General features: G+C 64.8%; 20 protein-coding genes. 4 read left to right on the forward strand and 16 right to left on the reverse strand.

The window, feature by feature from the left end:
- Positions 1-17: 17 nt before the first annotated feature.
- The 3 genes from IWX65_RS00590 to IWX65_RS00600 all read right to left on the reverse strand — a co-directional run bounded on the left by IWX65_RS00590 (position 18) and on the right by IWX65_RS00600 (position 4,580).
- A complete protein-coding gene (locus tag IWX65_RS00590) occupies positions 18-1,037 on the reverse strand; it encodes an ABC transporter permease (protein ID WP_196880543.1) in 1,020 nt (339 codons plus the stop codon).
- Positions 1,034-2,575, reverse strand: coding sequence for an ABC transporter permease (locus IWX65_RS00595; RefSeq protein WP_196880544.1), 1,542 nt, complete (start codon positions 2,573-2,575; stop codon positions 1,034-1,036). Before IWX65_RS00595 ends, IWX65_RS00590 begins: the two co-directional genes overlap by 4 nt.
- Positions 2,576-2,786: 211 nt before the next feature.
- The gene (locus tag IWX65_RS00600; RefSeq protein WP_196880545.1) at positions 2,787-4,580 is read right to left on the reverse strand and encodes an ABC transporter family substrate-binding protein; all 1,794 of its coding nucleotides are present in this window, start codon (positions 4,578-4,580) and stop codon (positions 2,787-2,789) included.
- A gap of 356 nt (positions 4,581-4,936) precedes the next feature.
- Here IWX65_RS00600 and IWX65_RS00605 point away from each other — a divergent pair, with 356 nt between their 5' ends.
- Entirely contained in the window at positions 4,937-5,149 is a 213-nt protein-coding gene (locus tag IWX65_RS00605) for a helix-turn-helix domain-containing protein (RefSeq protein WP_196880546.1), read from the forward strand.
- Positions 5,150-5,352: 203 nt separating this feature from the next.
- Here IWX65_RS00605 and IWX65_RS00610 read toward each other — a convergent pair whose 3' ends face one another.
- The 4 genes from IWX65_RS00610 to ychF all read right to left on the reverse strand — a co-directional run bounded on the left by IWX65_RS00610 (position 5,353) and on the right by ychF (position 10,566).
- Complete coding sequence (locus tag IWX65_RS00610; RefSeq protein WP_196880547.1) at positions 5,353-6,957, reverse strand: cryptochrome/photolyase family protein; 1,605 nt, start codon at positions 6,955-6,957, stop codon at positions 5,353-5,355.
- A gap of 438 nt (positions 6,958-7,395) precedes the next feature.
- Complete coding sequence (locus tag IWX65_RS00615) at positions 7,396-8,739, reverse strand: hypothetical protein (RefSeq protein WP_196880548.1); 1,344 nt, start codon at positions 8,737-8,739, stop codon at positions 7,396-7,398.
- A gap of 69 nt (positions 8,740-8,808) precedes the next feature.
- Positions 8,809-9,381: an RNA polymerase sigma factor gene (locus tag IWX65_RS00620; protein WP_334683564.1), complete on the reverse strand. Its 573-nt coding sequence runs from the start codon at positions 9,379-9,381 to the stop codon at positions 8,809-8,811.
- 99 nt (positions 9,382-9,480) lie between these two features.
- Positions 9,481-10,566: a redox-regulated ATPase YchF gene (gene ychF, locus IWX65_RS00625; RefSeq protein WP_196880549.1), complete on the reverse strand. Its 1,086-nt coding sequence runs from the start codon at positions 10,564-10,566 to the stop codon at positions 9,481-9,483.
- 106 nt (positions 10,567-10,672) lie between these two features.
- Between ychF and IWX65_RS00630 the strand changes: the two genes are divergently transcribed.
- Positions 10,673-11,962, forward strand: a complete 1,290-nt coding sequence (locus IWX65_RS00630; RefSeq protein WP_196880550.1) for a DNA recombination protein RmuC — start codon at positions 10,673-10,675, stop codon at positions 11,960-11,962.
- Positions 11,963-11,972: 10 nt separating this feature from the next.
- Here the strand turns inward: IWX65_RS00630 and IWX65_RS00635 are convergent, their stop codons facing one another.
- Positions 11,973-13,070 carry a 4-hydroxy-3-methylbut-2-enyl diphosphate reductase gene (locus IWX65_RS00635; RefSeq protein WP_196880551.1) on the reverse strand — a complete coding sequence of 366 codons (1,098 nt, stop codon included), beginning with the start codon at positions 13,068-13,070 and terminating at the stop codon, positions 11,973-11,975.
- 61 nt (positions 13,071-13,131) lie between these two features.
- On the reverse strand, positions 13,132-13,977 hold the full coding sequence (locus IWX65_RS00640; RefSeq protein ID WP_196880552.1) for a hypothetical protein: 846 nt from the start codon (positions 13,975-13,977) through the stop codon (positions 13,132-13,134).
- A 182-nt stretch (positions 13,978-14,159) separates the two neighbouring features.
- Here IWX65_RS00640 and xseA point away from each other — a divergent pair, with 182 nt between their 5' ends.
- Both xseA and IWX65_RS00650 read left to right on the forward strand, forming a co-directional pair.
- Positions 14,160-15,497, forward strand: a complete 1,338-nt coding sequence (xseA, locus tag IWX65_RS00645) for an exodeoxyribonuclease VII large subunit (protein WP_196880553.1) — start codon at positions 14,160-14,162, stop codon at positions 15,495-15,497.
- 51 nt (positions 15,498-15,548) lie between these two features.
- Complete coding sequence (locus IWX65_RS00650; RefSeq protein ID WP_196880554.1) at positions 15,549-15,785, forward strand: exodeoxyribonuclease VII small subunit; 237 nt, start codon at positions 15,549-15,551, stop codon at positions 15,783-15,785.
- Positions 15,786-15,860: 75 nt separating this feature from the next.
- Here IWX65_RS00650 and IWX65_RS00655 read toward each other — a convergent pair whose 3' ends face one another.
- From IWX65_RS00655 to IWX65_RS00685, 7 genes are all read right to left on the reverse strand, one after another.
- Entirely contained in the window at positions 15,861-16,715 is an 855-nt protein-coding gene (locus IWX65_RS00655; RefSeq protein ID WP_196880555.1) for a PPK2 family polyphosphate kinase, read from the reverse strand.
- 61 nt (positions 16,716-16,776) lie between these two features.
- Positions 16,777-17,994 (reverse strand): pyridoxal phosphate-dependent aminotransferase, encoded by a 1,218-nt coding sequence (locus tag IWX65_RS00660; protein WP_196880556.1) that lies wholly within the window; start codon positions 17,992-17,994, stop codon positions 16,777-16,779.
- Between the two features lie 102 nt (positions 17,995-18,096).
- Positions 18,097-19,062, reverse strand: a complete 966-nt coding sequence (locus tag IWX65_RS00665; protein WP_196880557.1) for an ABC transporter substrate-binding protein — start codon at positions 19,060-19,062, stop codon at positions 18,097-18,099.
- The gene (locus tag IWX65_RS00670) at positions 19,059-19,808 is read right to left on the reverse strand and encodes an ABC transporter permease (RefSeq protein WP_196880558.1); all 750 of its coding nucleotides are present in this window, start codon (positions 19,806-19,808) and stop codon (positions 19,059-19,061) included. Before IWX65_RS00670 ends, IWX65_RS00665 begins: the two co-directional genes overlap by 4 nt.
- Positions 19,808-20,512: an ABC transporter permease gene (locus tag IWX65_RS00675; RefSeq protein WP_196880559.1), complete on the reverse strand. Its 705-nt coding sequence runs from the start codon at positions 20,510-20,512 to the stop codon at positions 19,808-19,810. The genes IWX65_RS00670 and IWX65_RS00675 overlap by 1 nt, the downstream gene beginning before the upstream one ends.
- Before the next feature lie 2 nt (positions 20,513-20,514).
- Positions 20,515-21,633 (reverse strand): ABC transporter ATP-binding protein, encoded by a 1,119-nt coding sequence (locus IWX65_RS00680; protein ID WP_196880766.1) that lies wholly within the window; start codon positions 21,631-21,633, stop codon positions 20,515-20,517.
- A gap of 300 nt (positions 21,634-21,933) precedes the next feature.
- Positions 21,934-22,830: an N-acetylglucosamine kinase gene (locus IWX65_RS00685; protein WP_196880560.1), complete on the reverse strand. Its 897-nt coding sequence runs from the start codon at positions 22,828-22,830 to the stop codon at positions 21,934-21,936.
- Positions 22,831-22,839: the final 9 nt, after the last annotated feature.

Genomic DNA, 22,839 nt, shown 5'->3' on the forward strand with positions numbered 1-22,839 from the left:
AGGACCGTCGAACGGGCTCACGTTGCGGTTCCCGCCTTGCGGGCGTTGAACTTCTTCTGCCGCGGGTCGAAGGCGTCCCGGAGCCCGTCACCGATGAAGTTGATGGTGAGGCAGATCAGCACGATGAACAGTCCCGGGAACCAGAACAGCCACGGCCGCGTCTGGAAAGCCTGCTCATTCTGGCTGATGTTCAGTCCCAAGGACACATCGGGCGCCTGCACACCGAACCCGATGTAGCTCAGGCCGGTCTCAAGGAGGATCGCGGCAGCCATCAGGAGGGTGGTGTTGACGATGATCACGCCTACCGCATTCGGCAGGATGTGCTTGAAGATGATCCGTCGGTTCGAAGCGCCGGCGATTTTCGCCGCGTCGACGAACTCGCGTTCGCGCAGGGACAGGAACTCTCCCCGCACCAGGCGCGCCATGCCGGTCCAGGCGATGAGCCCGAGGAAGATCCCGAGGAAGTACACGCGGACACCCTCGCCGAGTGATGCGCCGACGTTGCGTCCCAGAACCGCCGCGAGCACGATGAGGGGGATGATGATGATGATGTCGGTGAACCGCATGAGCACGGCCTCCGTCATTCCGCGGAAGTAGCCGGAGCACGCGCCGATGACCACGCCGACGATTCCCGAGATCGCCCCGATCAGGAACATGATGATGATCGAATTCTGCGCTCCCCGCATCGTCATCGCGAAGTAGTCGCGTCCGATGGCGTCCTGCCCGAAGGGGTGGTCACCCCAGTCGAAGATATTGCTGAAGGTGGGTGAGCCGCCGTTGACGACGGGCAGGAATTCCGTGTGGTTGTACTTCCACCAACCCGGAATGCCCGCGAAACCCAGCGACGAGAAGGAAAGGATCAGGACGAGCGCAAAAACCACGAGGCTGATGATTGCTGCTGTGTTGTCGAAGAACCGCTTGCGGACGATCTGGCCCTGGGAGAGGCCGACCGGATCCGCCTCGGGTGCCGCCCCTCCTGCTATGGGCGAGGGCCCGGGCTCGTCACCCGGGGACTTCGAGGAGCGCTGAATGGTCATGCTTTCACCCTTACGCGTGGGTCGAGGAACGAATAGACGAGGTCGGCGATGAGGTTGAAGACAAGGGCAAGGATGCCGACTACGAGGAAGAACCCCATGATCGGATTCGGATCGGTCCGCGCCAGTGCCGAGATGAAGAGCTGGCCCATGCCTGCGAAAGCGAACACCTGCTCCGTGATGACAGCACCACCGATCAGCGCTCCGATATCGAAGGCGACCAGCGTAGCGAGCGGAATCAGGGCGTTCCGGAATGCATGCCTCATGACAACGGTCCGCTCCGAGAGCCCTTTCGCCCGTGCCGTGCGGATGTAGTCCATGCTCATGATTTCGAGCATCGAGGCACGGGAGTACCGGCTGTAGCTCGCCAGGGATGCAAGCAGCAGTGCGAGGGTCGGCAGCAGGAGGTGCGTAAAGGAATCGAGGCCTGAAATCCAGAAATCGCCCTCCAGTCCCGGGGTCGATGCTCCGATCGTGGCAATGGGCCTGCCCCGGACACGGGAGTTGCCGGTGTACAGCGGCCAGGTGACCATGAATCGATCGAGGACGATCAGTCCGCCCATGAGGAGCCCGGTGAGCGCGGCGGAGCGCATGCTCTGGCCGCGGTCGTAGCCGCCCATGAAGTACCCCACGACGAGGCCGACCAGCATGGTGATCGCTGCGAGGAGGATGATCAGCCAGATGGTCGCTCCGGCAAGCAGGGGGTTCACCACGTAGTAGGCCACCAGGCCCAGCGCAACCATGATGAGGGCGGAACCGAGGGCACGGCGGTTCTTCAGGCCTGCGGTGAGCAGGGTGACACCATAGGCGATGGCCACTCCCGATACGAGGATGACGACGGGACCGAGGCCCGGCTCGACGAACCAGCCGACCGCGTCGAGCAGGGCCAGCAGTCCGCCCGCCAGGACAGCGCCCAGAAGGAAGGCCACACCTTTCCGTTTTGGTGAGCCGCCGGCGAAGACCGCCCAGATGACGCCGCTGGCGAAGGCGACCACCAGGAGTGTGGTCAACGGTATTTCCGGGTCCGCCAGGAAGTTGTTGAAGCCGATTGCCCCGAATTCCTTGAGGAGCACCGCCAGCCAGAAGATCGGCAGGGAGAAGAAAAGGAATGCCATGAAGGTGACACCGTAGTCCAGCCCACTGTACTGACGCAGGGCGGTGATGATCCCGAGCGATACGCCGATGATGATGGCAAGGATCGTGGCCGTGGTGACGAGGAGGATCGTATTGCCCATTGCGCGGGCAAGAGCATCGACCACCGCCTCCCCCTGGATGCTCCGGCCGAGGTCGCAGGAGCCGATGAACGGCACCACGCACTTGACTGCGCCCGACAGCCAGCCGAAGTAGCGCAGCGGCGCTGGTGTGTCCAGATCCAGGAGCTCCGAACGGGCCTGGATGAGCTGGTCGCGGTTCGGCGCGCTGCTTGCCCGCAGGTCTTCCAGGGGATCACCCGACGCCGCTGTCAGGAGGTACACGAGGAACGACGCACCGAACAGGATCAGGACGGCAGTCACCAGACGCCGCACGATGTAAGTCACCATATTTTCTTTGCCTCAAAGTAGGTCCCCATGGGATTCAGCGTCCCACCGCGTCAGTGTAATGCAGGTCACCGAAGGGTGGAATTCGACGCTTCCCGATCACTTGATTCACTCTGGTAGACGCGTTCACCAGATCGGCTCACGCCGAAAGGCGCCGGAACCAGTGACTACTGGTCCGGCGCCTCCCGGTTGACCGACTAATTCGTGCTGATTGTTACTGGACTACTTCCCAGTCCCAGAAGTTCCACCACACGCCTGTCTGGTTCGGCATGTAGGCGACACCGGTGACGGTGTCACTGTAGGCATCGACACCAGGAACCTGGAACAGCGGCAATCCGTAGTTCGAATCCCAGATGTACTTGTCGATTTCGATCTGGAGGCGCTTCTGCTCCTCCGGATCGGTTTCGACGATCAGCTGATCCATGAGCGCGTCGGCTTCGGGGCTCGAGAACCCGTTGAAGTTCGAGCCGTTCGCGGACTTGAAGATCTGCGGAACACCGGAGACTCCGACGCCCGAGTTGATCCAGCCGAAGATGCTTGCGTCATAGGTACCGTTACCGAGCGCTGCGCCCCAGTCGGATGCTCCGAGGCCTCCGTCGATGACATTGAAACCGGCCTGCGATGCGGACTCCGCGATCAGCGTGTACGCGTCGAGGCGGTTCGGATTGTCCCGGTTGTACATGATGCGGACATCGGGAGTGGCTCCGGCGAGGAGTTCCCGTGCACCTTCGATGTCGACCTCGGCGTATTCCGCGGAACCGTTGTTCTCCACGGTTTCCTCGTAGCCTTCCTGGTCGGACAGGAAGAGCTGCGAATCGAGCGGCGCGGCGTCAGGGTTGAGCTTCTTGATGATCGAGTCGACGATCTGCTGGCGGGGAACAGTCTTCATGAACGCCTCCCGCACGCTTTCCTCAGCGAAGACGCCGGAGAAGTTGAGGTCCAGGTGGTCATAGGACAGCTGGTTTCCGCGCTCTACGGTGATGCCCTCGAGTGCTTCGAGCTGCTCGACGGTGTCTGCGGACGCCTGCGGGGCGATGATGTCCACTTCGCCGTTCTGCAGTGCCTGTACCTGGGCCGGTGCCTCACCGATGTAGCGGATGGTGATTTCGTCGACGCTGGGCATGGGTCCCCAGTCGTAATCCTCGTTGCGCGTAAGCGTCATCGACTGGTCGGGCGTGATGGCGGATACGATGTACGGGCCGTTGGAGAGGTACAGCGACGGATCGGTCGGCAGCGACTTGGTGTCGAACCCGGCGTTCCAGAAATCCGCAACTGCCTGAAGTTCCGGGCGTTCCTCGGGAGCAGCGGGGTCGCCCTCAGGGGCTGTTTGGATGAGTTCGACCAGCGCGTCCTCGTCGGCCAGGCCACCGTTGGTGGCGACGACGTGCGCCGGCATGCCGATGCCGCCCTCGGTCATCGTGCCGAACGCGACTTCGTAGTCGGCGAACGGTTCGGAGTATTCCAGGGTGATCGAGCGGCCGTCATCACCCACCTCGGGAAGCTCGGTCAGGCCGAGACCGCTGGTGTCGCCCGCGTAGTCGAAGTAGGTGGTGCCGGAGGTCACTTCCCCGGCGTCGTCGGTGGTCGAGTCGTTGAAGTTACCGGAACCGATTGCCCACGCAAGGAGGAGATCGCCCGCGTCAACCGGTTCGCCGTCGGACCAGTTCACGCCTTCGTTCACTGTGTACTTCACACTCAGGGGATCTTCCGAAAGAACCTCATAGGTGCCGAAGTCTTCGTTCGGTACTACTTCGAGGTCATTGTTGATGTAGTTGAACCCCGAGTGGGTCGCATAGGCGATCTTGCCGTTGATATCAACGTTGCCCTCCGAGGTACCCGAGTTGAATGAACTGAATGCGTTCACCTCGACCACACGGACTTCTCCGCCGGTCGCTTCAGCCTCGTCGCCTTCGGTAGTTTCAGTACCGGTATTGGCAGCGCAGGCGCTCAGTGCGAGTGCTGCAACAGCAGCAACCCCCACAGCTTTGGAAGTACGTCCGAAACGCATTCCGCCTCCTATTCCTTGTTCCGTGGTGTGGAACCAGCTTCACTTCATGTCGTGTTACATGACGGTGGACACGCACTTCATGGAAGTGGCGTGCCTCACATGAGCAGAATCCTAACCGCGCCGTGTTACTCGCAGGTAACGAATCGGGAGGCCGGGCATTGTTGTTATCGAAAAGCAACCAAACCCGTCTGATCCGCCAAAGCCCGGCCCCGCGGATTGATGCAGTGTGAGCAGGGACACGAAATGATAATAAGCTGGCTTCCTATTAGCTAGGATAGAGGGCTGGTAATGCCTTCCCGGCCCGGTGAGACCGACCGGGTCCCTGACGACGCCCTGAGAGATCGGATAGATGAGAAATGCCGAATACTGAACTTCCGAGAGACCTCCTTACAGTCGCGGAGGTGGCAGAGGTGATGCGGGTATCAAAGATGACCGTGTACCGGTTGCTGCAGTCCGGGGCGCTCGACGGGATTCGTTTCGGTCGCTCGTACCGCGTCAGCGAAAGCGCCGTCCAGCAGTACCTGGCGACGTTCAACCCGCAGTACGGTGCAGCGGAAAAGGCCGGATGACGGCTGAGCTACCTGCATAGGGAGACTTAATACAGGTAGCACCTTCGCGTGACTGCCCGATCACCTGCTTCCAGGCTCGACTCATGGCGAGTCGCCGCCCTCCAGGGCCGGAAACGGCGAAGGTTACCCCCTAGCGAGTTGCGGCATCCGGCACAAGGACCACGGTCCGGCGAATTCCACGGGCGTGGCCGTCCCGGGCACGTTCACGATTGACGGGTGTTTCCGCGCGTCGTCATTTTCAACAGCGCCGTTTCGTGCCCGCCGTCGAGGAACGCCCCGGCACGGCGTCGATGCTCGTTCAAGGTATTCAGGTCCATGTTCTCAAGCAGGGAGACGACCATCCGCATGCGGGGGTTCGTTCCCAGGAGCGCGCGGTGATCCTCGATGAACATCCAGTACAGACCATCCCAATCGGCCCTCCACTCCCCTGCGGGGAGGTCCGACATCTTTCGCAGGTAGTTGCTGCCCGACACATAGGGTTTCGTGGTGATCTCCTCCCCCGCAGCGAACTGGCTCATCGCATAGACATTGGGGACCATCACCCAGTCGTACGCGTCGATGAACAGCTCCATGAACCACTCGTATACCCGATCAGGATGGATCCGCAGCAGGGACATCGCGTTGCCGAGCACCATCAGCCGCTCGATGTGGTGGGCATACCCGGTGGCGAGCACGCGGGAGATGACCATGTCCACGGGGGCCAGTCCGGTGCTCGCGTCCCACCACCCAGCCCCGAGCGCGTTCTGGTGGTTGAGGTGATTCGAGGTACGCATTTGACGGCCGCTGATCCGGTAAGTGGCTCGCATGTATTCCCGCCAGCCGATCACCTGCCGCACGAACCCCTCCACGGAGGCGAGTGGGGTATTGGAATCGGCTCCTTCGAGTACCGTCCGTACGAGGTCCCGCGGGTCCAGCAACCCGATGTTCAGCGCTGCCGTCAGCAGGCCGTGGGCGATGAATGGATGAGCAGTGGAAATCGCGTCCTCGTAGGGCCCGAACTCGTCGAGCCGTTCGCGGACGAACTCCTGCAGGTGCTGACGCGCTTCGTCGCCGCTGGTGGGCCAGGCGAACAGGTGGGGGTCACCCGGAGCGTTCGGGAACTCCGCACTGACCCAGGCGATCGCGAGGTCCACCTCGTGATGCCTCCCGTCATCGACCTCGTCCCCCATCAGCGCTTCGATGTCGAGAGTCCCTTCGCGCCGGAGGACGGGGTGGCGCGCGAAACGGCCCACGACCTGGGGGGTGTAACCGCGGGGAAGCTTCCTGCGGTTTTCAGCATCGAAGGACCACCTCCCGCCGAGGGGTTCTCCGTCGTCGAGCAGAATGCCGAGTCGACGGCGTTGCCACTCGTAGAAGTCCTGCATTCGGGAGTCATTGTGGGAGAACCAGTCATCGATCTGCTTCCGGTCGGTGAGGAAGTTCGGTGTCTCGAACACATCTTTCCGGCGCATCTGGTAGCCGCCGTCGGCGAGCGCCGCGAACAGATCCCGCTCGAGCCAGTCATCGACCACGTCGAACCAGGTCACCTGCACCGGGTTGCGATCCCGGACGAACCCGGCGAGCTGATCGGAGGAGCTATGGTCGGAATCGCTTCTGAGGACTTCGACCCCGTAGCCGTGCTCGCTCAGGCGACGGGCGAAGCGGGTCATCGACGCGCGGTGCAGCACCAGCTTGTGGGAATGGAACGCGTACTGGCGGAAAAGAAGGTCATGCTCGATGAGTAGGAACACGGTGTCGCCAGCGGCTTCGAAATGCTGGTCGAAGAGCTGGTGCGGCAGCACGAGGCGAACACGCGGGCCGGAGTTCATGCCCTAACGATAGAGGGATTACCTTGCGCCGAGAGTATCGCTGCACCGGGTATCGAAACGGAACTGGACGACTGTCGCTTCCTGCCTTCGACCCGTACTCACCTACACGTTGAAGCGGAACTCCACCGCGTTCCGCAACGGATCAATCTCTTGCCACAGCCGACCAGGCGGGACTTTGCGCCCTAGAAGACTAAGGACTTCCGCCGCTGCATTCTTCGCGGCTCGGCGTTTGCGGTCAGTTTCTCTCCTCCGGGCCTTCCCCTCAGTCTTGGCCGCTACCGCTTCCTCCTGCGCTTTGCGCTCGGTTTGAAGGCCACTCGCCACTTTCCCAGTGCCGAGCTCCAGCTTCCTCGACCTGTTGCTCGCGCCAGGCCGCGGGTGTGCCTTGAGGCTCTTTCTGAACTGTGGCAACGCCCCGAAGTTGAAAATAAAGTCCAGCTAGTCAATCGCGAAGTCGAGCTTGGGCTCGGCGACGGCGACAACCGACCACGTGCCGCTGTCAGCATCCGTGAACTCATAGGCGGGAACAACGAGCACGCTCCCGTCGGCCTGCCACTGGCTCGCTAGTCCGAGCCGAGCGCTCACGATATCGACCGTGTTGACGGGCCAGGAGAGAGATGTACCCGCCGCGGGAGTCGACGGCGGCTCGGTCGGAGGCACCCACTCGGAGGTTCCGATGTCGGTCTGCTCACGCAGGGCGATGGGGAGGCTCGTCATCTGGGCGCCGAACCGCGGGTCCGAGAGGCGCTCGAATCCTTCCTGTTCGCTGACGACGGGGTACTCGCCGAGCGGGACGATGCCAGCGAGAACGCCTGAAGCGCTGTGCACACCGGCAACTGTGAGTTCCAGGGACCAACCCTGGTCGATGCGCTGCCCGTCGACGACGGGCCATGCCTGGGCGTTCCGCGTGTGCGAGCCCTCCCCCGTCTCAGAAGCAAACTCAAACGCCCCGGGGTCGCGCCCGGCCGCGTCGATGATCGAGCGCATGGCATCGATCGCGGCATCCTCACCGGGTAGATCAGTGGGCGGATCGCACGGTTCGACTAATGTGTCCGGCGCGACCGGCTGCTCGCTCATACCGCACGCCCACGGATTGATCAGCGGGTCTGTGAAATAAAAGCGGAGCACCCCATCGAGGCTCACCGAGAGAGACGACGCTGTGCCGTCCTGGGATCCCACCATCCAGGCTCCATCCTTAAGTTCGACCACCGTTCCCTCGATACCGAGCGCGGCGGCGAGAGCGGCGACCTCCTCAGCGTTCGACGCCGCACGCGCGTCGAAGGTGTATGCCGATGCCGAGCCCGCTGCCGTGGACAAGCCCTCCGAGCTGAAGCTATTGCGGCCGAATCCGTAGGGGTACATCATGTCGGCCCCCATTTTCGACTGCGCATTCGCGGCGCCCCCGAGGCCACCGTGCACTGCGTCGTCCCGCGACCCGCCCATTTCCGGTGCAATGCCGCCTGTTCCGGCGCCGGTCTGCAACGAGATGGCCGGTGCTGCGCGATCAGCGAGGTTCATGCCCCCACCGGTCGAGGCACCGATGCCGAATCCGGCACTGCCGACAATCGCGAGCGACGCAGCGACCGCGACGTACGGAAACCACCGGGGGCGCCTGCGCGCACGCTCGGAGCTCAGATCGGCCACCGCGGCCGGTTCGGCCAGAGGCTCCTCCAGGGTTCGGGCCACGACGTCGTCGGCGAACCCTGCACGGGCTTCGACATCGGCGGAGGGGTCGGCGGCGCTCAGTCGCGCGACCGGGTCGAGCTCATTGTCGTGATTCATGTCGTTCACCCTCCGTGAGTGCGGTTAACATACGGATATGTGCGCTACTGCCAGAACCTTGCACGCGCATCAGAACGAGAGGCGTTCCTGCCAGGCGCTCCGCAGCCGCGTGCGAGCCCGGGAGAGGGCGGCATCCGCCCCGGAGCGGGAAATGCCGAGCACCTCCGCGAGTTCCGCACCGTCAAGACCCTCCCACGCGTGCAGGAGCAGGATCTGACGGTCGCGTTCCCCGACGCTCGCGAGCGCACCTCGGAGTTCGGCGTCGAACAGCAGGCTCAGTTCGGGATCCTCGCTGACGCGCGCCCTGCCCGACTCCGGCACCACGTCGATGGGGAGGTCGATGTGTTTGCGGCGGTGGTTAGCGAGCGTGAATCCCGCGGTGCGGTACAGCCAAGGCAAGACAGCCTCGGGAGGAACGTCATCGCGTCGACGCCAGGCGATCGCAAAGACCTCGGCGGCGAGATCCTCGGCGTCCTGACACGGGCCGCGGCGGGCGAAGTAACGCACGAGCGCGGTCGCATGCTCGTGGACCACGGTGGTGAACCATGCCGCGTCCGCGCGTGTCACGGGCGCGGCGGTGCCATCGGGCAGCGCCTCCCCGTCGGTCGCATCGGCGGCTGCGGCTGCGCCATCAATCTCCACGACATGAATGTGTCACATCTGGCTCATACCTTGCACGGAAGGCCGCAAATGCCAAACGTCGATGCGGACGGGAGCGGCCGACCTCGACAAACCAAGGAACTAGACGTTGAAGCGGAACTCCACCACGTCGCCGTCGGACATCACGTATTCCTTGCCTTCGATACGCACCTTGCCGCGGGACTTGGCTTCACCCATGGTCCGGGCGTCCATGAGGTCCGCGAAGTGGACGACCTCGGCCTTGATGAATCCCCGCTGGAAGTCGGAATGGATAACCCCTGCAGCCTCTGGCGCGGTGGCACCCTTCTTGATGGTCCACGCACGGGTTTCCTTGGGGCCTGCGGTGAGGTAGGTCTGTAGTCCGAGGGTATGGAAGCCGACGCGCGCCAGCTGATCCAGCCCTGATTCCTCCTGGCCGTTCATTTCGAGCATCTCGCGGGCTTCGGCCTCGTCGAGCTCAACGAGGTCGGCCTCGAGCTTGGCGTCGAGGAAGATGGAGTCGGCGGGGGCGACGAGGGCACGCAGCTCCTCCTGGCGCTCCGGGTTCCCGAGGACGGCGTCGTCCACGTTGAACACATAGATGAAGGGCTTTGCGGTGAGCAGGCTCAGCTCGCGCAGGTGCTCCATTTCCAGCTTGTCGCTCCTCACCGAGGAGAAGATGGTGTCGCCGCGTTCCAGGACGGCCTGGGCCGCCTGCATCGCGGTGAGCTGCGCTACCTCGCGCTTCTTGATCTTGACTTCCTTCTCGACGCGCGGGATCGCCTTTTCGAGGGTCTGCAGGTCGGCCAGGATCAGCTCGGTGTTGATGGTCTCCATGTCCGACCGGGGATCGACCTTGCCGTCCACGTGAACCACGTCGGGGTCGTCGAACACGCGGATGACCTGAGCGATCGCCTCCGCCTCGCGGATGTTCGCAAGGAACTGGTTCCCGAGTCCCTCACCCTCCGAGGCGCCCTTGACGATACCCGCGATGTCCACGAAAGAAACGGTCGCCGGCAGGATCTGCTTGGACCCGAAGACCTCGGCGAGCTGTGCAAGACGCGGATCAGGAAGGCTGACCATGCCGACATTCGGTTCGATGGTGGCGAACGGATAGTTCGCGGCGAGAACGTTATTGCGGGTCAGCGCGTTGAAAAGGGTTGATTTGCCGACGTTGGGCAGGCCGACGATGCCGATAGTAAGAGCCACGGGAGTACAGTCTACCGGGCCTCGGAGCCCGTGCCGGGTGGGAGCCCTTGCGCCTTCGCCGGAGCGGCCCGGCAGAAATGTCGCAGGTTGCTGGGACAGTGGAGACATGGATGGTTTCGCGGTTGTTCTGGTTTTCCTTGCGTTCGTGCTGGGCTGCGGAGGAGGAGGAATCGTTGTCGCCCTGCTGATGCGTCGGCGTGCTGATGCATTGAGGACCGAGCTCGACGACGCCGTGAACCGGGTAGGGAGCGCAACCTCGGCCCTCGCCGCAGCCACCGCGGAACGGGATCTGCTGGCACGCCATAACCGCGAGCTGTCGGGGCGGTCCTCGGAGGAAACGGAGGTCCTGAGGGCCCTTGCTCCGGTGGCGGAGAAACTCACGCAGGTCCAGCAGCAGGTGGGACTGCTGGAGCGTGACCGCGTGGAACAGTACGGGCAGCTGACCAGGCAGCTGCAGGAGGCACGCGAGGCTGATGCGCGTCTGCTGAGCACCACGCATTCGCTGGCTGCCGCCCTGCGGAGCAACAGTGCCCGGGGGCAGTGGGGCGAGGTCCAGTTGCGCCGTGTGGTCGAGGCCGCGGGAATGCTGGACCGGGTCGATTTCATCGAGCAGGCGTCATTCCCGACAGGCTCCGGAGGCCTGCACGCGGTCGACGGCCCCGCGGGCCTCGCGCGGCCCGACATGGTGGTGAAGCTTCCGGGGAACAAGCAACTGGTGATCGACGCGAAGGTTCCGCTGTCGGCATTCCTCCGCGCGCAGGAACTCCCGGGCGGCAACGAGTCCTCGCCCGAGACGTCCGAGCGGAGCGAGCTGCTGAAGCAGCACGCCAAAGCGCTGCGAGCGCACGTCGACGCACTCGCGAAGAAGAAGTACTGGGAGGGCACCAGCAACTCGCCGGAGTTGGTCATCTGCTTCATTCCGGTGGAATCGGTGTTGTCCGCGGCGCTTCGAGCCGACCCCGAACTGCTGGACTATGCCTTCAGCCGCAATGTGGCGCTTGCCTCGCCGGTCTCCCTCCTCGGTATCCTCAAGGGCGCCGCATTCAGTTGGCGGCAGGACGTGCTGACGGAGAACGCCCGGGAGCTCTTCGATCTTTCACGCCAGCTGTATGAGCGGCTGGGGACCATGGGAAACCACGTGGCACGCCTCGGGTCGTCTCTGAAGACGTCCGTGGAGAAATACAACTCGTTCGTCGGAACCCTTGAGGCGCGCGTCCTGCCCACGGCACGCCGCATCGGTGCCTTTGATGCGGCGTCCCTCGCGTCGACGGGGAGCGACGGACTCGGCGGGGCTACCGCGATCGACGCGACCCCCCGTGCGCTGAGTGCGCCCGAACTTGTGGACATCCTCGACGAGGCCGTCGAAGCGCCTGAAAGGCAGTACGGAACGGCCTGAGCTACCTGAGCTAGTTGAGGTTGGCCTGCACGTTGCGCTTGAGGTTTCCTCCACGGTTCGAGGAGGTGTCCCCCATCGCCTTCAGCGCCGACCGGATTTCCTTCGGCAGCGAGAAGATGATGTCCTCCTGCGCTGTGACGACTTCCTCGACGTCGCCGTAGCCGTAGTCCGCGAGGAGCCGCAGCACATCCTGGACCAGGTTTTCCGGCACCGATGCGCCGGACGAGACCCCGATCGTGGAGACGCCCTCGAACCAGGACTCATCCACCTGGTTCGCAAAGTCGACGCGGTAGGAAGCCTTCGCACCGTACTCGAGCGCGACCTCCACGAGTCGGACCGAGTTCGACGAGTTGGCCGATCCGACAACGATCACGAGGTCCGACTCGGGTGCTATCTTCTTGATGGCCGCCTGTCGGTTCGAGGTTGCATAGCAGATGTCGTCGCTCGGCGGGTCCTGGAGGGTCGGGAACCGCTCCTTCAGAAGATTCACGGTGAGCATCGTCTCGTCAACGCTCAGCGTGGTCTGCGACAGCCAGATGAGCCGTTCAGGATCGCGCACCTGGATCTTGTCGACGTCCTCGGGCCCATTCACGATCTGGATGTGCTCAGGTGCCTCGCCTGCTGTTCCCTCAACCTCCTCGTGGCCCTCGTGGCCGATGAGGAGGATGTCGAAATCATCCCGGGCGAAACGCTGCGCCTCGCGGTGCACCTTGGTCACCAGCGGGCAGGTGGCATCGATCGTGCGCAGTCCGCGGTCGGCGGCTGACTGCACGACGGCAGGAGAAACCCCGTGCGCGGAGAACACCACGAGCGCCCCCTCCGGAACCTCGTCGGTTTCATCGACGAAGATGGCGCCCTTGGATTCGAGCGTCGAGACCACATGCAGGTTGTGGACGATCTGCTTGCGCACGTACACGGGGGGGCCGTAGTGCTCGATCGCCTTTTCCACTGCGATTACGGCACGATCAACACCCGCGCAGTAACCCCGCGGTGCGGCAAGGAGCACCCGCCGGCTCGCTTCAACCGGCGAAGCGGCCTGCACTTCCTCAGGCGAACGGCGACGCCGTGGAATGGTGGGCATGGGGACCTGGACTGCAGTGCTGGTCATGCTTCAATGCTAACGGTTCGCTGCCGGCCACTGCCTGCCCCGGCCCGTTCTTCGCGCAGGGCTAACTCCGCACCCGTCGGTCGAGCGTGAGCCCGAGCACCACGCCGATTCCCACTGCGATTCCGCCTGCCACGATGACCGGCAGAGAGAATCCGGCAAGGTTGCGCCCGATCCTGCCGGCCAGGCCCTCGGCAAAGACCTGCGCAACGGCATTTGAGCCGGCCGCTGCGACGGCCGCATCGGGCACGAATCCGGCCACCACCCATCCAGCGAGACCGATGAGCATCGCACCGCACCCCAGGAGGGCGAGCGTGGTGCCTCGCCGCCGTGCTGTCAGCAAGGACAGCACGGCGCAGATCCCGGCCGCCAGGGCGATGAGCTGCCAGTTCCCGGCCGTTTCCGCAACTGCCCGGACGAGGCCCCCGCCCTCGAAGGACCCGATATCCACTGTGGTGTCCGGCGGAACCGGCACGTCGATGCCGAGGCTCGAGCCCGCGGTATCGGCAACGAGGCGCGCCACAGGCCCGAGGTCGAGGGACAGCACGGCGGGTATCGGGTCGCCGGGGTTCTCCGGCACTCCCGCGAAGGTGATGGCATGGGAAAGGCGAAGCGTTTCATCCCATGCCATCGGGTAGCCTGACGACCGGGTGACCGCCAACGCCGCGTCGGTGATGGTCGGCTCGACGGCATCAGCAATCTGTTCCGGCAAGCCGGCGTTTCCCACCACCTCGGAAGCCAGTGATTCCGACAGAGCGGCCTGGAACCGGGGGTCGTCGCCGAGGGGTGCAGCCAGGGCCACGAAACCCTGCTCCTGTACAAGGTTCTTGTCGACCCACACCGCCGAGAGCGCGCCGGCAGTGAGTACGAGTGCGAGCAGGGCAAAAATGGCTGAGGCAAGGGTACGCATGCAGTCCTTGGATCGGGAACTAGCTGGGCCTACGATTATGCCTGTTCGAGGGGCTGGAGCCCCTCAAAGGACTACGCCGGACCGTTCCGCACATAGCGAACCGATGCACAGGATTGTCGGCGCAGGCTGATAGACATGGATTCGACGATTCGCTGCCATGACCACGGAAGGAGCAGACGCGGATGACGAACGAGACCCCGACCGAGGGAAGCCTCCGCCTCTCACCTTCCGGGCCGGACGGAAGCGTTGCCCAGGCAAAGGCCCAGCCATCGACCCTGCCCTTGACGGCCGCGGAGACGTCCGCCGAGTCGCCGTGGCCCCTGCACGTACTCTCCGAAAAGCTGAAGGCCCATATCGAGCGGGCGCCCGCGGCATGGATCGAAGGGCAGGTGATCGAACTCAACCGGCGCTCGAACATGTGCTTTCTCACGCTGCGGGATGTGAACGCCGAAGTTTCGCTGTCACTGACAGTTTTCTCCACGGTGCTCGACCGGCTCTCGATGCCGCTGGAGCGCGGCTCGCGGGTGGTGGCGCAGCTGAAACCGGATTTCTGGGTCAAAACCGGCCGGTTGTCCATGCAGACACGCGATATCCGGCCTGTGGGTCTCGGCGACCTGCTCGCCCGGATTGAACGCCTGCGCCACCTCCTCGCCGGGGAAGGGCTCTTCTCTCCCCAACGCAAACGGGGGCTGCCACTCCTGCCCCACCGCATCGGCCTCATCACCGGCCGCGATTCCGACGCCATGAAGGACGTCCTGCAGAACGCCTCCCGCCGATGGCCCGCCGTTGAGTTCGAGATCCGGGAGGTGGCGGTGCAGGGTGAAAGCTGCGTAGCGCAGGTCTCGGCCGCCCTCGCCGAGCTCGATGCTCTCGAGGAGGTGGACGTCATCATCATCGCCCGCGGCGGTGGGGCGCTCGAGGACCTGCTGCCGTTCAGCAGCGAGGAACTGGTGCGCGCCGTGGCCGCAGCTACCACGCCGGTGGTGAGCGCCATCGGCCACGAGGCTGATCGGCCGTTGCTCGACGAGGTGGCAGACCTCCGTGCATCCACCCCCACCGATGCGGCGAAACGTGTGGTACCCGATGTCGCCGAAGAACTCCAGCGCATCCGCCAGGCGCGGTCGTCCCTGGAGCGGGCGGTCAGCACACTGGTGGGCCGGGAGGCGGAACGCCTGACCCAGCTGCGGTCACGGCCTTCCCTCGCTCGACCGGAGGGCATGATCGATGTGCGGGAGGCCGACGTCGAACGGCTCAGGGAGCGTGCGCACCGGTCCGCTGGCTCTGCGGTAAGCCGCCAGTCGGACGGCATCCGCCACCTGCGTGCCCAGGTGCGGGCGCTCTCCCCACAGAAGACCCTCGACCGCGGCTATGCGGTGATCCAGCTTCATGACGGCACCGTGGTGCGTGAAGCCACGTCGGTCGAACCGGGAGACCAGGTCCAGATCCGGGTCGCCGAGGGCGCGTTCTCTGCCGAAGTCACCATGGGCGGTGACGATCTCGGCGATGACTACTTCAACTAGCCCCATCAGCGGGATCCCGCGTACCGAATCACCAGCGAAGGAAAGATCCGAATGAGCCAGAACGCTCCCTCACCGGCCAAGGGGACGGTCGCTGCCCTCTCCTACGAGCAGGCCCGCGAAGAATTGCTGTCCGTCGTCACCCAGCTCGAAGCCGGCGGAGTCAGCCTCGAACAGTCACTGACGCTCTGGGAGCGGGGCGAAGCCCTCGCGGATCACTGCGAGTCCTGGCTGGAAGGCGCGAATAAGCGGCTCGCGGCAGCGCGGACCAGAGCCGAAAACGAGGGCTGAGGCCGAAGCAGCTCACCCGGGCGGAGCGGCTCGATCCCAACGGCAGCCCGGGGCCAGCACGCCGGTGCTGGAGGTTCAGGACACGGCGAGGCGCTGCTTCTCGGCCTTTCGGTCGAAGTGGGCCGGCGGCCAGCCGAGCTGCATGTCCTCAAGGGCTCCAATGAGCACCTGCTGGACGGCAAGCCGCGCATACCACTTGCGGTCTGCCGGGACCACGTACCAGGGGGCGTCCGGCGTCGTCGTCCGTTCGATGGCCGTTTCGTAGGCTGCCTGGTACTCATTCCACAGCGCGCGCTCCTCGATGTCCTGAGGAGCGTACTTCCAGAACTTGTTCCTGCGGTCCAACCGTTCTGCGAGGCGAAGCTTCTGCTCTCCCTTGCTGATATGCAGCATCACCTTCACGACGCGGGTTCCTGCGGCTACGGCGTCCGCTTCGAAGGCGGTGATCGCTCCATAGCGCCGTTCGATCTCGCTCATCGCCGACAACCTCCGCACCTTGTGGATCAGCACATCCTCGTAGTGCGAACGGTCGAACACGCCGATCATGCCCGGTCCTGGAAGCTGCTTCGCGATTCGCCACAGGAAATCGTGCCGCTGCTCCGCAGCAGAGGGAGCCTTGAACGCGAAATGCTGGACCCCCTGCGGATCGACAGCACCCACGACGTGGCGGACGATGCCGCCCTTCCCCGCCGTATCCATCGCCTGGAGGATCAACAGGAGCGAGATCCCGCTGCCGTGGCGGCTTTCGGCGAACAGTTTTTCCTGCAGTTCGGACAACACCCGGGAACCCTCGGCCAACGCCGCCTTGCCTGCAGCCTTTCCGGAACCGAACCCGGGAGTGGACTTCGGATCGATCGCGTCGAGCCGGAAATCGGGACCCGCAAGCAGCAGCTTGCGGGGATCAGCATCGAATTCTCTTCGGTGTGCCATAAATCCTCCTGGGGTACCTGGAACCGGCGGGACAGTCCGCCCGGACCGGACGCGCTGGGGGTCAGGGTTTGTAGGAGGACAGGAAGTCGGCCAACCGCCCGATCGCGTCCTCGATCACCTCGACACTCGGCAGCGTCACCATCCGGAAGTGGTCCGTCGCGATCCAATTGAAGGCGCTTCCATGGGACACGAGAATCCGTTGCTGCTTGAGGAGGTCGAGCGCAAACTTCTCGTCGTCCTTGATCGGGTATACCTCGGGATCAAGTCGGGGAAAGAGGTACAGCGCACCCTTGGCGATCTCGCAGCTCACGCCGTCGATCCCGTTCAGCAACTGGGCGGCCTTGTCCCGCTGCTGTTTCAGGCGCCCTCCCGGCAGGATGAGGTCGTTGATGCTCTGATGGCCGCCCAGCGCCGTCTGGATGGCATGTTGCGCCGGAACGTTGGCGCACAACCGCATGTTGGCGAGGAGGTTGATGCCCTCGATGTAGTCCGCGGCGTCGTGCTTCGGGCCGGAAATGGCCATCCATCCGCTGCGGAACCCGGCGATCCGGTACGCCTTGGAAAGTCCGCTGAACGTCAGGCAGAGGACGTCGTCCCCGCAGACGGACGCGGCGTTGATGTGGACGGCGTCATCATAGAGAATTTTTTCGTAGATCTCGTCGGCGAAAATGATCAACCCGTGCTCCCGCGCGAGCTTGACCACGCCCTCGAGGATGGGGCGGGGATAGACCGAGCCGGTGGGATTGTTGGGATTGATGAGAACAATTCCCTTGGTACGCGGGGTGATCTTCTCCGCCATGTCCTCAAGGTCGGGGTACCAGTGGTTCTCCTCGTCGCAGAGGTAATGCACGGCGGTTCCGCCAGCAAGGCTCGCGGACGCCGTCCACAGCGGATAGTCCGGCGTGGGCACCAGGATCTCGTCGCCGTTGTTCAGGAGCGCCTGGAGGGAGAGCGTGATCAGTTCGCTGACCCCGTTGCCGAGATAGACATCGTCGACATCGATGGAGTTGATTCCCCGGCCCTGGTAGTACTGCACGACGGCGGTGCGCGCGGAGAAGATTCCGCGGGAGTCGCTGTATCCCTGCGATTTGGGCAGGTTCCGGATCATGTCGACGAGGATGGCGTCGGGAGCTTCGAAGCCGAATGGGGCGGGGTTGCCGATGTTGAGTTTGAGGATGCGGTGGCCCTGGGCCTCCATGCGCATCGCCTCTTCCAGCAGCGGACCCCGGATGTCGTAGAGGACGTTATGGAGTTTATCCGACTGCTTGAATTTGACCATCTGATCAGGATGCCACAGCGAAGCCCCGGTGCGCGGGATTGTGATGCATGCCACGCGCCGGGGCTTCCCGCCCCTCCGAAGGAGGGGATCGTCGGGTCCTGCCTAGCCGGCGAGGCCCTTCTCTGCCAGCCAATCGGCGGCAGCGTCGGCGGGATTGCGCTTCTCATCGCCGCTGACCTCGCGGTTCAGGCTCAGCAGATCCTCGGTGGTCAGTTCGGCCGAGACATTATTGAGTACTTCCCTTGCCTCGTCCCCCACGGTGTCGAGGTTCACCAGGGGAAGTACCTGCTGTGCGATGAAGTTGTTCTCCGGATCCTCGAGCACCACGAGGTCGTTGTCCTGGATGGACGGCGTGGTGGTGTAGATATCGGCCGCCTGGACATTGTCATTGAGCAGCGCCTGCAGCGTCAGCTCACCGCCGCCGTCATTGATGGCCTCGAAGCTGCCGGGCACGCAGTCGTACTTCTCGGCGAGGCCGGGCAGTCCGTACGCGCGTTCCTGGAACGTGCTCGGGGCACCGATCGTGATTTCGCCGCACACCTCGGCGAGGTCGGCGATCGACTCGAGACCGTACTGTTCAGCCGTGGCGGCAGTGACGACGAGTGAATCCTTGTTCTCCGCCTCCGAGGGCTCGAGCACCCCGAGATCGCTTTCCGGTGACCTCGCTGCGAGCGCCTCGGGCAGAGCACTGATGATGTCCCCGGCGGAGGCGGCGGTGGCGGCGGGATCCGCGAACAGCAGCAGGTTTCCGCTGTAGTCGGGAATGATGTCGATCGAGCCCTCTTCGACAGCGGTGTAGTAGATCTCGCGGGATCCGATTCCCAGCCGCGTGGTGGCCTCGACGCCGGCGGCATCGAGGGCACCCGCGTAGATCTCGGCGATGACCTGGCTCTCGGGGAAATCAGCTGAACCGACAACAACCGAGCCGCTTGCGGCGGCCGTGTCTTCCGGTTCCCCCTGGGGGTCGCTGTTGGCACCGCAGGCAGTCAACGCCAGCGCGGCCGTCAAGCCGCCAGCCAGTCCCATCAAGGCGCGCCGTCGGGCGCGGTTTGGTGACAGGTTTGTCATGTTGTTCCTCCTTGTGCACTGGCGACGGCCTGTTGCCGGCCAGATTCTTGGGGTCGTACCGGAGTCGGCGACGTGCGCAGGCCCGGTGAGACGGCAAATCTTTGCAATAGTGCCATGACGGCGTCGACGGCGATGGCGACGACGCCGATGACCACCGCGCCACCGAACAGCCGGCCGTAGTCGGCGAGCTGGGTTCCCTCCACCAGGAACACGCCGAGCCCCACGGCCTTGACGAAAGCCACCACCGTGGCGGTTGCCACCACCTGGAGCGCCGCCGCCCGCACACCACCCAAAATGACCAGCATTCCGTTGGGCACCTCCACCCGGGTGAGGATCTGCCACTCGGTCATGCCCATACTCCGCGCGGCGTCGACCACTGAGCGGCTGACCGAGGAGATCCCTGCGTAGACGCCGCCGAGCAGCGGAGGAACAGCGAGGAGCACGAGGGCCCAGATGGGAGGCATCAGTCCCCGGCCGGCGAGCAGCACGAAGAGGAAGACGATGCCGAGCGTCGGAAGCGCACGGAGGATGCCGACGCCGGAGACGATCAGCACCCGTCCCCGGCCGGTATGCCCGACGAACAGACCGATCGGCACGGCGATGGCCAGTGCGATCAGCAGGGTCAGGGCGGTGTAGCCGAGATGCTCGGCGATCCGGGTGGGGATGCCGGCGGGGCCCGACCAGTTGTCCGGCGACGTCAGCCACTCCCCCATCTGGACGAAGAGGTTGTCGCTCGAGTAGTCCATCAGGCACCGGCCCCGTGGATACCGGAAGTGGCCGGCTCGGGAGCCGGTTCAGTCACCGGACCGCCGGCCTTCGCCCTTCGGGCCCAGGGCGTCAGCAACCGCTCGAGTCCCACGAGCACCAGGTCCATGATCAGCGCGAGGAGCAGCGTGATGAGGATTCCGACCGCTATCTCGGTGGGGAACGAGCGGAACAGCCCATCGGTGAAGAGCGTGCCGAGGCTTTGGACACCGATCAGTGCGCCCACGCTGACCAGTGAGATGTTGGTGACCGAGATGACCCGGACGCCGGCGATCAGCACCGGGATCGACAGGGGAAGGTCGACGCTGAGGAACCGCCGGAGGGGCGTGAAGCCCATGGCGACTGCGGCCTGCCGGACGCCGTCGTCGATGGAATTGAGGGCGTCGAGGGTGGAGCGGATGAGCAGGGCGAACGCGTAGATGGTCAGCGCCACCACCACGTTGACCATGCTGATGGACCGCGTCCCGAGGATCACGGGAAGGAACACGAACATGGCAAGTGACGGGATGGTGTAGAGGATCGAGGACACCGTCAGCAGCACGGCTCCCGCGGTGCGATTGAGGCGGACCAGCTGCGCCAGCGGCACGGCGAAGAGCACTCCGAGCACGATCGGCAGGATCGCCTGGAACAGGTGCAGGCCGGTCAGACGCCAGAGAAAGTCGAGATTCGCGAGGAACCAGTCCATGGCTACACCGCCGTGTTGTGGTCGGCGCGGCCGCGGTCGAGCCGGGCCTGCTCGATGAGCTCGAACACCTCGCCCGCTCGGACGACGCCGACCACGCGGCCGTCGTCGTCGACCGTCACGCCGAGGCCCGACGGCGACGACAACGCGGCATCGAGGGCGCGCCGCAGCGTGTCCCCGCGCGAGTAGAGGGATCCGCCGGGAACCGCCTCGGCCTGGGATGTGACGTCGGCACGCCGCGCCTGGGGAACCCAGCCGTGCGGGCGTCCTTCGCTGTCCACGGCAAGGGTCCACGGCGAGCGCACGCTGACGGTGGGATCGCCGAGCCGCTCCACCTCGATCGTTTCGATGGGGTGGATCGGAACGCCGGTGCCGTCCTGGAAGGAGAGGTGGCGGAAGCCCCTGTCGCGACCGACGAAGCCCGCCACGAAGTTGTCGACGGGCGCCCGGAGGATTTCCTCGGGGGTTGCGTACTGGGCGAGGCGCCCGCCTACCGCGAAGACAGCCACCTTGTCCCCGAGGACCGTTGCCTCGTCGATGTCGTGGGTGACGAAGACGATGGTCTTGGCGAGGTCGCGCTGCAGCCGCAGGAGCTCCTGCTGCAGCTCTCCGCGCACCACCGGATCGACGGCGCTGAACGGCTCGTCCATGAGTAGTACGGGTGGATCCGCGGCAAGGGCCCGCGCGACGCCGACCCGTTGCTGCTGCCCACCGGAAAGCTCTCCGGGGTAACGTTTTCCGAGAACCGGGGCGAGCCCGACGACGTCGAGCAGTTCCGCAGCCCGTGCCCGCGCCTCGGGTCGAGGGACGCCGTTCAGCCGCGGAACGGTGGCGATGTTGTCGAGGACGGAGCGGTGCGGCAGCAGGCCGGAGGACTGCATCACGTACCCCATGGACCTGCGGAGCTCGGCGGCCTTCCGCCCCTGCACATCTGCACCGTCCAGCAGGATGGTGCCCGAGGTGGGCTCGACCATGCGGTTGATCATCCTCAGCGAGGTGGTCTTGCCGCAGCCGGACGGGCCGACGAAGACGGTGATGGCTCCCCGGTCGATGGCAATGCTGAGGTTGTCGACGGCGGGCTGTGTGCCTGCGTAGGTCTTGGTGACGCCGCGGAACTGGATCATCGGATCAGATACCGGATCCCGTGGTGCATCCCGTGGTGGATCGGTCCGTGGAGCGCCAGGATCACCGGTACGGGAGGAGGAAGTCATGACAGCCTTGCCTTTCGTGGCAGGAGCTTGACGGGCGAGCCCGCGGCCGGTTCCCGCACGGGGAGGGTCGGCCTGATGGTCAGCGGTGCCGGCTTTCGCGGCAGCGGTCAGTGGAACCGATCAGTTGTTCGAGTCTAACCCCCAGTTCGGCGCGATGGAGGCCGGGTATTGGTGACATGCCCGGGTATTCCGCCGATCCGTGTGGAGGCCCACTCACCGTCGGAGCAGGAATTCAACCCCCATCACCGGGTCCTGGGTCAGGAACACGACGTCGTCGAAGCCGTGCCCGCGGAGCGTCCCGCGTAGTGCCTCCTGCAGGAGTGGCTGATTCACGGCGAGGCCGCCTCCGATGATGACGGGCCCCTTGCTCCCGATCACCGATGCGACATCGAGGACGAGCGAGGCGAGCGCATCGGCCGCGCGCCCGATGATGCCGACGGCCGCCGGCGTGCCGAGGTCCGCGGCCTGGAACACCAGTGAGGACTGTGAGGCCCAATGGCCGCGCCCGGCGCTCGAGTGGAAGAGCCCGATCAGTCCCGTGGGGGACGCGAGTGCATTGCGTTCCAGGACGAGGCGCCCGAGTTCGTCCGGCTCCAGGCCCAGGTCGGCGCGGTGCAGCGTGGCGCGGGCCGCTTCACGTGCCACCCAGTATCCGCTGCCTTCGTCCCCCAGGAGGTAACCCCAGCCGCCGGAGCGGGCTTCCTTCCCTTCCGCTACACCCCACGCAACCGATCCGGTTCCGGCGATCACGGCGATTCCTTCGACCGCACGTCCCGCAGCCAGGATCAGGCGGGTGTCATGGAGGATCTCGATGCTCGCCCCCGGCGCGTGCGGCGCGATCAGGGCGCGGAGCCGTTCGACGTCGTCGGGGGTGTCCACTCCACCGGAGCCGGCGACAACCCGGGAAACCGCCGGGCTCCCGAGTGCGGTGAACAGCGACAGCAGATTCGCGGCAGCCTCGACCGGCGTGACGTTCTGGACGTTCGCACTGCCCGATGTTGCCTCCGCCGCCTTCCCGCCATCCCGCCACAGCACGCCGTGGGTCTTGGACCCGCCGATGTCGAGCCCGACGACGACGCCCGTGTGCGACGGGCCTGAAGGTGAGGTCATGGCACCAGC

This window comes from Arthrobacter sp. CAN_A214 (assembly GCF_015751955.1).
Lineage (GTDB): Bacteria > Actinomycetota > Actinomycetes > Actinomycetales > Micrococcaceae > Arthrobacter_D.